Source organism: Carboxylicivirga caseinilyticus, assembly GCF_050589785.1.
Lineage (GTDB): Bacteria > Bacteroidota > Bacteroidia > Bacteroidales > Marinilabiliaceae > Carboxylicivirga > Carboxylicivirga caseinilyticus.
The window spans coordinates 91,709-103,216 of the sequence record NZ_JBNGOX010000005.1; the positions used below are offsets into that span (position 1 = coordinate 91,709).

The window sequence follows — 11,508 nt, forward strand, 5'->3', positions numbered from 1 at the left end:
AGCAACATTTTATTGATTAATATTCTTGTTCATCAAATCCTTCACTTCATCTCCAATTAATGACTTATCTAATTTATTCGTAATAAATTCCTTATCCTCTACTTTGTTAGATGAATATCCAAGAAAAAAAGGGGCATTTGTCTGAACTAAAAAACGAACATATCTTCCATCAATGCAATTTGGGTATTTCTCAATATAATTTTCAAGCAGCTTTTTCCCCTTATTGAAAAACTGTAGTTTACGATAAGGAGAAACAATGTATTGCGCTTTTTGCATATATGCCGATGCCAGGTAAGCATCTCTAATATCAAGTTCACATTCATTCAATATAGATATAAACTTATTTAGTTTATCGTCACTATCTATATTATGATAGGCCAACCTAATCGAATCAGTCTCTATTCCAGAGAAAAGCAGTACACTTATTAAAGCAAGAGCAGGCATTTACAAAATATTTAACTTATAGCGCACATATGCTTTTAAAAGAATCTCCATCTTCAGAAAATTATTAACCCGTACCCTTTCTTTCATTATTTTCTTGCTATCCGTTACTTTTAATTCTCTTAGCAAACGCATGTAATATCTGTAAGCCAGATAAACCCCTAATCGGCCTTCCATCGGTAGCCGTACAATTCCCTTGTAGGCTTCTTTAAAATCAGATTCTATATCTTTTATTATATCTTGTTTGGTATTTTCATTTAAAGTATAATTCTGAAGATTTGGAAAATATGATCTTCCTAGATTCAATGTATCATCTTTCAAGTCACGCAAAAAATTGACCTTCTGAAAAGCTGAACCTAATCTTCTGGCGAATGGCTCCAACTCAGCATAACGCTTTTCGTCACCTTTAACAAAAACCTTCAGGCACATTAAACCAACCACATCCGCCGAACCATAAATATATTCGGCATATTCTTCAACTGTTTTATAGTTGGTTTTATACAAATCCATTCTCATACTTCTCATAAAATCATCCACTAGATTGTATAATTTGTATTGATGAACTATCTCCTGAAAAGCATTCAAAATTGGATTCATACTAATTTTTCGATCAAGTGCTTTTTGGTAATTCTCCTCAAATTCGTTGAATAACTCATCCTGATTGTATGAATCGAAAGTGTCTACTATTTCGTCAGCATACCTGACAAAACCATAAATGGCATAGATAGCCGGCCTTACCGAAGGAGCAAGTAGAGTGATTGCTTTTGAGAATGAAGTACTGTAGGTTTTGGTTACCAATCTACTACAGCTATAGCTCGATTTATCAAACAACTGTTTCATGGTTTTCTGGTTTTAGTGATTAATGAACTAACAACTTTACCGGAAATCAATGAGGGCGGAACTCCCGGTCCTGGAACGGTCAACTGTCCGGTGAAATAAAGATTTTTCACCTTAGCACTTTTTAATTTGGGTCTCAAAACATGTGTTTGTAACAAAGTATTTGCTAAACCATATGCATTTCCTTTATATGAATTATAGTCAGATACAAAGTCGCTTACACCATATGTCTCTTTAAATAAAACATGATCTTGAAGTTTTTGTTTAGTTAACTTTTCCAGTCTTGAAATAATAATATTAAAATATTTTTCTCTTATCTGATCAGAATCATCCAAACCGGCTGCAATAGGAATCAGAAATATTCCTGCCTCTTTTCCATCCGGCGCAACGCTAGAATCTGTAATACTTGGAAAGCTTGCATAAAAGAGTGGATCTTCGGGCCAACATTTATTATCATAAATAGCTGCGGCATGTTTTTCAAAGTCTACATCAAAAAACAATGTATGATGAGATAGATTTATCAGTTTTTTATCAAACCCTACATAAAACAATAAAGCAGATGGAGCAAAAGTTTTATTTCCCCAATAACCTTCGGAATATTGCCGATACTTCTGAGGTAACAATTGTTCGGTAAAATGATAATCAGCACCACTTAAAATAATGTCAGCTGTATATTTTTTATCATTAACAATAACTCCACGGGCATTACCATTCTCAACAATTATCTCATTAACCGGGCTATCCAACACAATTTCAACACCTAATTTCTCTGCTAATTTCTGCATTGCTTTTGCCACTTCAAACATACCACCTTGAGGATGCCAGGTTCCAAGTTTAAAATCAGCATAATTCATAAAGCTGTAAAACGAAGGTGTCGTAGACGGTTTTGCACCTAAAAACAAAACCGGGAATTCAAGAATCTTTCTCAATTCCGGACTCTTAACAACACTTTTTACTCTTTTTTGAATGGTACTGATGAATGAGCCCAGTTTTAAAGCTGTTTGTGGTGTTACAATCTCCATAATATTCTGACCCGGCTTATATACTAAATCTTTTATGGCTATTTCATAGTTTGATTCGGCCTCAGAAATAAACTTTTGTAGTTTATAAGAACTACCTGATTCAATATTTTCGAAGGTTCGTTTAATATCTTCAAAGTCAGCTGAGATTTTTACGGAATGGTCTTCATCAAAAAAAACTTCATAAGCGGGATCAAGTTTCTTTAAACTGTAGAAGTCTTCAGGTTTTTGATTAAAATCAGCAAAAAAAGATTCAAACACATCTGGCATCCAATAAAAAGTTGGACCCATATCAAAAGTAAATCCATCCTTCTTAAGCTGTCTGGCTCTTCCACCTGCATAGCTATTCTTTTCAAAAACAGTAACAGAATAACCAGACTGAGCTAAATAACAGGCAGCTGATAAAGATGAAAATCCGGCACCTACAATAATCACTTTTTTATGGCTCACTTTGTTTAATTATTTTTTATATTTATTAAACACTCAAATAAAAGATAAGTTCATCCGAAATAGAAAATATTTTATAACTCATCTTTAAAACAATCTTCATTTGGATTTAAGTAGGTCATTTAGTTAATTGCTTATGAAAAATAAATCTATGGACTTAAAGATTCTTTCAGCTAACTATAAAATTGAAGAGCAAATATCAAATGGATTATTTATCGGATCGAGAAAGACGGATAACCGAAAGGTAATGATCAAAAAAGCCAAACATAAAAACCATGGATATCTCGAATCTTTTGAAAGATTTTCACAAATACATCATCATTCAATAGCTAATACACTGGAATTAATAAATGATTCAGGCGATCTATATGTTGTTCGTGAATATCATCAGGGAACAAGCCTTAAAACTATTCTTGATACAAGATCGATTTACCATAAAGTAAGTGAGCGCTTTTTTATTCAACTAACCATAGAGTTATTAAAAACCGTTGATCTTCTTCACCAGTCGAATGTTCTTCATCTTGATCTTAAACCGGCTAATATCATCATTAAGCATAAAGAAAGTGAAACTCCATCTGAATGGAAGCCGGAAAATATCCTGCTTATCGATTTTGAGCAGTCATTATGCTTTCCGGTAGAGAAAGGTCTGCGAAACCGTTTTACTTTAATTTATAGCCCTCCTGAGCAACTATTAAATAGATTGCATTTATTAAAACCATCGAGTGATATCTCGGCAATAGGTATTCTGTTATACGAGATGATTGCAGGTAGTGCCCCTTATTGCGACTGTAATCCTGAAATGTTATTACATCTCCAGTTAACTTATCCAATTAAGAAAAGGCCAACTATGAGAGATGAATTTTTTGAAATAATTCATAAAGCTTCATATAAATCACCCTTCCCAAAACCACCAAGAATGCTTGATTACGATACCATTGATGATATTTTATCCAAAGGAATTAACGAAAGATATCAATCGTGTGGTGAGATGATTACGGCACTTAACAATTACCTTGAATTAATAAAGGATTATGATCCTTCGTGGTGGCATAAGATGTTAAGACGTCTTGGTTTCTAATTATATCTACATCAATATTCCCCAGAATACCATCAAAAAACCGAGAAAAAATCCGGTATGAACCTGAGCCGGGGTATGTGCATTTAGGTATAATCTTGCACCTCCAACAAATCCTGAAATGAGCACAACGGCAGAGAATACAATCCATATATCCAGACCAAAACGCATGGATAATGCCAACATGGCTCCTGCCAGACCACCAATCCCAATCATATGCATACTAATCTTCCAAAAGAATGTCACTGCCATTGCAACAATAATGGTTACCAGGGTAGCCAGCATAAAACCTTTTATAAAATAGGGTACAACCGGAAATCGAACAAGAAAATAATAACCTAGTAAATAAAACAAACCTGTGAAGGCAACAGGTAATAAACGCTCTTTCCGTTCTTCCATATAAACCGATTTGATCACACCTAAAAGTAAAAAGAGTGGAATTAAGCTTAATGGAAGAATGCAGGTGCTTAAAAACACAATTAAATAGACAATTCGTTGATGCTCAATTGGCATGTATGAAAAATGTCCACCTACATTAAAAATGAGAAATAACCCAATAGTTGGGATTAACAAAGGGTGAAATATAGTTGAGATTACTCTGGAAAAAACTTTCATTTCAGACAGCTATAGCTCTTTTCTTAATCGTGCCACCGGAATACCTAACTGTTCACGGTATTTTGCAACGGTACGACGTGCAATATTATATGATTTTTCTTTCAAGATACTGGCCAATTTATCATCTGTCAACGGCTTTCGCTTATCTTCATTCTCGATACATTCTTCGAGAATCTTTTTGATTTCACGAGTACTTACTTCCTCTCCGGTATCAGTTTGCATACCTTCGGAGAAGAAATACTTAAGCGGGAAGATTCCAAAATGCGTTTGTATATATTTACTGTTCGAAACTCTTGATATAGTAGAGATATCCAGATTAGTAACATCTGCAATATCCTTTAAAATCATTGGCTTCATCTTGGTTTCATCACCTTCAACAAAATACTCTTTCTGATATTCAAGAATTGCTTCCATCACAGTTAATAAGGTATTTTGCCTTTGCTTAATAGCATCAATAAACCATTTGGCCGAATCAAGTTTCTGCTTCACAAACATCACAGCATTCTTCTTATCTTCGGTTTGATTTTTCTTATTGGCACTATAATCTTCAAGCATGTCAGCATACGTATTACTGATACGCAATTCTGGCACATTTCTGTTATTCAGACTAAGCTCAAATTTCTCATCCTCAACATCCAGAATAAAATCAGGAATGATGTGCTGAACCGTTTTGGTCATGGTATTGCTATATGAGCTGCCCGGTTTAGGATTTAACTTTAGTACTTCTGCCAAAGCATCCTTCAACTCATCTTCATCAATATGAAGACGTTTTGTTATTTTATCGTAATGTTTACGAGTAAATTCTTCGAAATGATATTTTAATACCTGAAAAGCATTCTCTACATCCGGAATGGTTCTGTCTTTTCTGCTGATTTGCAGCAACAGACATTCCTGTAGATCCCTCGCACCAACTCCTGCCGGATCGAAGTCCTGAACAATCTCCAAAACATCAAGAGCTTCTCGTTCATCAACCTCAATATTTTGAGCAAAAGCAAGGTCATCAATAATCTCATCCACTTCACGACGAAGGTATCCATCCTCATCGATGTTACCAATAATATATTCGGCAATCTCATGCTGACGTTCAGTAAGCCTGCGAAGCCCTAACTGGGCAATCAGATGTTCATGAAAAGTGGTTCCATTTGAGAACGGAATATCTTCATGCTTATCATCCTTCGAGAAGTTTCTTTGTTGCAGTTTATAAGCAGGAATATCCTCATCAGTGATGTAATCATCAATCGACATTTCATCACGTTCATTTTCTGGCTCCTTATAATCCTGATCATCACTATCAGGATCTGCAGGTTGTTCACGCTCCAACTCTAATACAGGATTCTCTTCAATTTCCTTTTTAATACGTTGCTCAAGCTGAGCTGTAGGTATCTCAAGAAGTTTTATCACCTGTATTTGAAGCGGTGATAACTTTTGAAGAAGCTTTTGTTGTAAATTCTGTTTTAACATCCCCTTAATCTTTATTCAACTCAGTTGGCACGAAATTTACTTTCCGTTTTACAGAAGATAGAACAATCCCTGAACAACTATCAACAAAATTAAAATTTATTCCTCAAAACAGACAGTCGGCCTGTTATTTTTAACGATTAATTACATAATAAAAAAGCCGGCTATTCATAACCGGCTTCTATATCATCTCATAATATCTTAAAATTCTGCTGTTTTAGGTGTACGTGGGAACGGAATTACATCTCTGATATTACCCATTCCTGTCACAAATAACATCAAACGCTCAAAACCTAATCCAAATCCACTGTGAACTACCGAACCAAAACGACGGGTATCAAGATACCACCACATTTCTTCTGCCGGAATTTCCATTTCAGTCATTCTGTTATAAAGCTTATCATAGTTTTCTTCACGCTGTGAACCACCAATAATTTCACCAATCTGAGGGAATAAAACATCCATTGCCCGAACAGTTTTACCATCCTCATTTTGCTTCATATAGAACGCTTTGATATCTTTAGGATAATCTGTCAGGATAACCGGTTTTTTGAAATGCTTTTCAACCAGGTAACGTTCATGCTCAGACTGTAGATCACTACCAAATCCATCAATAGGATATTTAAATTTACCTTTCTTATTCGGTTTTGAATTTTTAAGTATATCAATCGCTTCGGTATAAGGTAAACGGATAAAATCATTAGACAATACAAATTCAAGCTTCTCGATTAACTCCATGGTTTTATCTTCAGCTTTTTTACCTTTTTCCTCTTCCTGTAATCGATTACTTAAGAATTTGAGATCATCCAAACAGTTATCTAATGCATATTTGATCAGAAACTTAAGGAATTCCTCAGCAAGATCCATATTATCGTTCAAATCATAGAAAGCCATTTCCGGTTCAATCATCCAGAACTCGGCAAGGTGACGGGAAGTATTTGAGTTTTCGGCTCGGAAAGTAGGCCCAAAAGTATAAATTTCGCCCATCGCCAAAGCAGCCAACTCTCCTTCTAACTGTCCTGAAACAGTTAGGTTAGTGGCTTTTCCAAAGAAATCTTCTTTAAAATTAATATCTCCTTCTTCCGTTCTTGGCAGATTATCTAAATCAAGGGTAGTTACTTTAAACATCTCACCTGCACCTTCAGCATCTGAAGCTGTAATAATCGGAGTATGGATATTAAGAAAACCTTTCTGTGTAAAAAACTGATGAACGGCAAAGATCATAGCATGACGTACACGAGCGATAGCACCAAAAGTGTTTGTACGGAAACGCAAGTGAGCAATCTCACGTAAGAATTCAAGGCTATGCTTTTTAGGTTGAAGCGGATATTTATCCACATCACAATCACCCATTACCTCAATTTCTTTAGCTAAAACCTCAACAGCCTGTCCACTACCTGTTGATGCACATACCTCTCCATTAATAGATACAGCAGCTCCTGTTGTGATTCTTTTCAATTGAGACTCATCAAAATTAGGTACATCAACAACTATTTGCAAATTATGGATACATGTACCGTCATTCAATGCAACAAAATTAACTTGCTTATTTCCTCGCTTGGTTCTAACCCAACCTTTCACATTAACTATTTGACCTGTTTCTGTAGTTTTTAGCAGGTCGGTAATTTTAGTACGACGTATCTGTTCCATATTGTATTCTTAAATTATTTCAGGAAATGCAAAATTAATGATTTGTTTTTATTGTATGTAAACTTGATGGGTAAATGCAAGAATAAACATCAAATATCTTTCAAATTAGTAATAAAAAAAGGTGACCATTAGAAAATGACCACCTCTATTTATTATCTAAGGTCTTTTATTTCTTTGTAAACTGTTCCATTTTATTGTCGTAATTGATATAGTATTTACCTTTTTCAAGTGAAGCCACATTAACTTCTCCTGAATAACCCTTAAATACAATACCTCCATACTCATCATAAATTTCGTAAAGTGTTGGAGCAGTAAAAGTCAATACATCGTCTACCTTATTTGATGATAAAGTAACTTCAGCTTTAGTTGAGATAAATGTAACCTCATCAGAATAACGAGGCTTTTTACGATAATCAACTTGCTTTATTCTAAACTTATTCTCACCGGCATGCTGACGCACTTCTGCTTCATACTTGCTTTCAGTCGCAGTTCCCTTACCATTAATCTCACCTACTTTCACCCATTTGTTCCAACGGTACTGTTCGATAACATATGGTAATGATCCGGCTTCATTCTTAGAAGTCCAGCTGATCTTACCATCGGTTACATTGATATTGGTAACATCAAAAGTAGCCCTTGCATTTAATACTTCAGGATTTAATACCTTAGGTGCACAATCTTCTTTGTACTTAATGCCAACACTGATAGGCTGGCCAATACTAAACTCGTATACCGTTAAATCAACCTCAAATGCACTTGAGTTAATTTCATCTGTTGTTGTTTGCCCGTTTACTGTTACTTCGTAAACACAAAAACCAACACCGGAAGCTGCAAAAGGATTCTTTACATATAAGTTTTCGCCCTGAAAGGTACCATTCAATACCATTTCACCGGCAAAAAGGCTACTTAAAGAAACAACAGTCGCAAAACAAGCAAAAAGTATTTTTTTCATGCTAGGCTTGATCTAGATTTATTTTGGGAAAGCAATTTAAAAAACATAATTACCATTGCAAAATTTTCATTCTCAGATAAGGCAAAAAATCCACTATTTATATTCTTTTTTTGACAAAAAGAGATTTTAGCCCTCCGGATCAACCCAATCTCCGTTCTGTTTTATCAATTCAATCAGTTCATCAACGGCTTGTTCGCCAGGTAAATTTCTTTTAACCAGTTCTCTGTTTTTAAATAAACTTACCGTTCCCGGACCAGAGCCAATGTAACCATAATCAGCATCAGCCATTTCACCAACACCATTTACGATACACCCCATCACACCAATCTTTAAACCCTTGAGATGAGAAGTTTTACTCTTAATCTTCCGGGTAGTTTCCTGTAACGAGAATAATGTACGTCCACAACCGGGACATGAAATGAATTCTGTTTTGGTAAATCTAACCCTTGAAGCCTGAAGGATACCAAATGAAATATTTGTTAATTCGCTTTTAGAAACAGCTCCCGTATTACTTAGCATTATCCCATCCACAAAACCATCCAGTAACAACAATCCAGCATCAGCGGCAGATTTAATCTGTAAATCTTCAAGGTTATCCTCGCTGTAATCATTCATTAATACCACCGGATGAGTTAATCCAAGTTCATCCATCTTAAATATCAAAGCTCGTTGTTCAACAGGCCTGTTTATATGGTTCGAATAGGCTAATACAATAATGTTTTGATTGCTCTTTAATTTTTCAATAATTTGTTGATCCAATTCGGACAATGAAAGCTTCACAAAAACCGGTTTCACAGATTCAATTGACTCTTTCAACTCAAATGCAGTCACTAACGGGTAGACATTATCTCCCAATTCCGGCTTCCAGTTTTTGTAGGGAATAACATATGCCCTGCTGCTATCAGGTTTATCAATCTCATCAACCAACAGATAGTCTGCCTTTTGCTTTTCATTATCGGCTTCACCAACAACAACTGCTACATTCTCACCACCAATATTCAAAACTGCATGAGACTTTCTTTTATTATACTCATAAGGAGTAAAGGATGTCACCATACCAACGGGAATTGAATCATGATCTTTTCGTTGGATGATATAGTTAACCAATTTCTGAGCTACCGGAACTTCTTTCTCAGGATCTTCAGTTAACGAAACACGAATGGTATCACCCAAACCATCGGCCAATAAAGTACCTGACCCAACAGCAGATTTAATGCGTCCCTCATCTTCACTGCCTGCCTCAGTAACTCCCAGATGTAAAGGATAATTCATTTTTTCCTTTTTCATACTGGCAACCAGTAATCGTACAGTATGAACCATAATTCGTGTATTGCTTGCTTTTATACTCAATACAATATCATTAAAATCAAGCTCGCGACACATGCGCAAATATTCCATACACGATTCCACCATTCCTTGTGGCGTATCACCATATCTGCTCATAATACGATCGGACAGTGAGCCATGATTGGTTCCGATACGAATAGCTGTATTATTCTCTTTACAAATTCTGATAAAAGGCTTTAGTTTAGATTTAGCTGATTCCAGCTCTTCGTCGTAAGCCTCGTTGGTATAATCAATCAGATTGAATTTTTTGGCACCACCTGCGAAATTACCCGGATTGATACGAACCTTCTCTACTTTTTCTGCAGCAATCTCAGCAGCATTAGGATTAAAATGAATATCGGCAACAATAGGAGCATTATATCCCTTATCCAGCAAAACCTTTTTAATATTCTCAAGATTATATGCTTCCCGTCTACCCTGAGTGGTAATACGAACAATATCAGCTCCTTCATCCAGAATACTTATCACCTGACTGGCTGTACCTTCAGTATCAAGTGTATTGGTAGTTGTCATTGACTGAATTCGGATGGGAGCCTCACCTCCGATTGTCGTATTTCCAACCTTTACTTCTATAGTTGGATTTCGATGATAATTAAAAAGGTCTTCGCAATAGATTGGTTCTTCCAACATGATTGAAAATTTATCTCATTTACTTAACAGCAACACAAAAGTAATACAATGCATCAAGGATTGCTTTAACTTGCTTATTACTTTTTTATAACTTTATTGCCAATAAATAACAAAGTATGTCGATAGTAGTTAAAGGTATTGCGAAAAATTTTGGCCAGCAAAAGGCACTTGATCAGGTTTCGTTCAATATTAAAAGCGGTGAAATCGTTGGCTTTCTGGGACCTAACGGAGCCGGTAAATCAACCATGATGAAGATCATTACCGGATTACTTACTCAATCAGTAGGTAGTGTTGAAGTATGTGGCCTGAATAATAGCAATATCAATAAAGACTATCGACGCAAAATTGGTTATCTGCCGGAGCATAATCCACTATACCAGGATATGTATGTGAAAGAATATCTGCAAATGGTTGGCGGTGTTTATAAACTCCCAAACCTCAAAGAGAGAGTTAATGAGATGATTGACCTCACCGGCCTGGAAAGAGAACAACACAAAGTGATTGGCAGCCTCTCTAAAGGATACCGGCAAAGGGTTGGTCTGGCTCAGGCTTTGATTCATAACCCGGAGGTTTTAATACTTGACGAACCTACAACAGGTCTGGATCCAAATCAGATACTTGAAATCAGAAACCTCATTACCAACATAGGCAAAGAAAAAACTGTAATGCTAAGTACGCACATCATGCAGGAAGTTGAGGCCATATGTGAACGGGTGATTATTCTTAACAGGGGCAAAATAGTGGCTGATTCGCCGGCTTCGCAACTTGATACTCTAAAAGGAGAATCAGAAGTAATTGTTGATGTAGAATTCAATAAAGAGTGTGACCTCAACAAGCTTCTTCAATTAGAAGGAGTACAGTCTGTTGAAAAAGCATCTTCTACGCATTACAAAATCAAATCCAATCCTAAAGCAGATATTCGCCCGACTGTTTTCCAGTTTGCTGTTGATAACCAATTGATCATTCTGGGTATGTCAAGAAAGGAAATGGGTCTGGAAGAGTTATTTCATCAGCTTACTCAATAAAAAAGATGCTTG

10 protein-coding genes are annotated in these 11,508 nt (G+C 35.8%); 2 read left to right on the plus strand and 8 right to left on the minus strand.

The window, feature by feature from the left end; all coding sequences use genetic code 11:
• Positions 1 to 9 precede the first annotated feature (9 nt).
• From ACRD62_RS04015 to ACRD62_RS04025, 3 genes are read right to left on the minus strand one after another with little or no spacing between them, the layout of a single operon-like run.
• Complete coding sequence (locus ACRD62_RS04015) at positions 10 to 444, minus strand: hypothetical protein (protein WP_430818834.1); 435 nt, start codon at positions 442 to 444, stop codon at positions 10 to 12.
• Positions 445 to 1,281: a phytoene/squalene synthase family protein gene (locus ACRD62_RS04020; RefSeq protein WP_430818835.1), complete on the minus strand. Its 837-nt coding sequence runs from the start codon at positions 1,279 to 1,281 to the stop codon at positions 445 to 447.
• A complete protein-coding gene (locus ACRD62_RS04025; protein WP_430818836.1) occupies positions 1,278 to 2,747 on the minus strand; it encodes a phytoene desaturase family protein in 1,470 nt (489 codons plus the stop codon). Before ACRD62_RS04025 ends, ACRD62_RS04020 begins: the two co-directional genes overlap by 4 nt.
• Positions 2,748 to 2,880: 133 nt before the next feature.
• Here ACRD62_RS04025 and ACRD62_RS04030 point away from each other — a divergent pair, with 133 nt between their 5' ends.
• A complete protein-coding gene (locus tag ACRD62_RS04030) occupies positions 2,881 to 3,822 on the plus strand; it encodes a serine/threonine protein kinase (RefSeq protein ID WP_430818837.1) in 942 nt (313 codons plus the stop codon).
• A gap of 6 nt (positions 3,823 to 3,828) precedes the next feature.
• Here the strand turns inward: ACRD62_RS04030 and ACRD62_RS04035 are convergent, their stop codons facing one another.
• From ACRD62_RS04035 to ispG, 5 genes are all read right to left on the minus strand, one after another.
• Positions 3,829 to 4,434: a PAP2 family protein gene (locus tag ACRD62_RS04035; RefSeq protein WP_430818838.1), complete on the minus strand. Its 606-nt coding sequence runs from the start codon at positions 4,432 to 4,434 to the stop codon at positions 3,829 to 3,831.
• Positions 4,435 to 4,443: 9 nt separating this feature from the next.
• Positions 4,444 to 5,895: an RNA polymerase factor sigma-54 gene (gene rpoN / locus ACRD62_RS04040; protein ID WP_430818839.1), complete on the minus strand. Its 1,452-nt coding sequence runs from the start codon at positions 5,893 to 5,895 to the stop codon at positions 4,444 to 4,446.
• 198 nt (positions 5,896 to 6,093) lie between these two features.
• On the minus strand, positions 6,094 to 7,542 hold the full coding sequence (gene asnS, locus ACRD62_RS04045) for an asparagine--tRNA ligase (protein ID WP_430818840.1): 1,449 nt from the start codon (positions 7,540 to 7,542) through the stop codon (positions 6,094 to 6,096).
• A 166-nt stretch (positions 7,543 to 7,708) separates the two neighbouring features.
• A complete protein-coding gene (locus tag ACRD62_RS04050; RefSeq protein WP_430818841.1) occupies positions 7,709 to 8,494 on the minus strand; it encodes a hypothetical protein in 786 nt (261 codons plus the stop codon).
• A gap of 126 nt (positions 8,495 to 8,620) precedes the next feature.
• The gene (gene ispG, locus ACRD62_RS04055; protein WP_430818843.1) at positions 8,621 to 10,471 is read right to left on the minus strand and encodes a (E)-4-hydroxy-3-methylbut-2-enyl-diphosphate synthase; all 1,851 of its coding nucleotides are present in this window, start codon (positions 10,469 to 10,471) and stop codon (positions 8,621 to 8,623) included.
• Between the two features lie 116 nt (positions 10,472 to 10,587).
• Between ispG and gldA the strand changes: the two genes are divergently transcribed.
• Positions 10,588 to 11,496, plus strand: coding sequence for a gliding motility-associated ABC transporter ATP-binding subunit GldA (gldA, locus tag ACRD62_RS04060; protein ID WP_430818844.1), 909 nt, complete (start codon positions 10,588 to 10,590; stop codon positions 11,494 to 11,496).
• Positions 11,497 to 11,508 lie beyond the last annotated feature (12 nt).

Excerpts from the sequence above, each read along its gene's own strand:
- ACRD62_RS04015 (WP_430818834.1), bottom strand. The coding sequence starts at position 444 with ATGCCTGCTCTTGCTTTAATAAGTGTACTGCTTTTCTCTGGAATAGAG.
- ACRD62_RS04020 (WP_430818835.1), bottom strand. The coding sequence starts at position 1,281 with ATGAAACAGTTGTTTGATAAATCGAGCTATAGCTGTAGTAGATTGGTA.
- ACRD62_RS04030 (WP_430818837.1), top strand. The coding sequence starts at position 2,881 with ATGAAAAATAAATCTATGGACTTAAAGATTCTTTCAGCTAACTATAAA.
- ACRD62_RS04035 (WP_430818838.1), bottom strand. The coding sequence starts at position 4,434 with ATGAAAGTTTTTTCCAGAGTAATCTCAACTATATTTCACCCTTTGTTA.
- rpoN (WP_430818839.1), bottom strand. The coding sequence starts at position 5,895 with ATGTTAAAACAGAATTTACAACAAAAGCTTCTTCAAAAGTTATCACCG.
- asnS (WP_430818840.1), bottom strand. The coding sequence starts at position 7,542 with ATGGAACAGATACGTCGTACTAAAATTACCGACCTGCTAAAAACTACA.
- ACRD62_RS04050 (WP_430818841.1), bottom strand. The coding sequence starts at position 8,494 with ATGAAAAAAATACTTTTTGCTTGTTTTGCGACTGTTGTTTCTTTAAGT.
- ispG (WP_430818843.1), bottom strand. The coding sequence starts at position 10,471 with ATGTTGGAAGAACCAATCTATTGCGAAGACCTTTTTAATTATCATCGA.
- gldA (WP_430818844.1), top strand. The coding sequence starts at position 10,588 with ATGTCGATAGTAGTTAAAGGTATTGCGAAAAATTTTGGCCAGCAAAAG.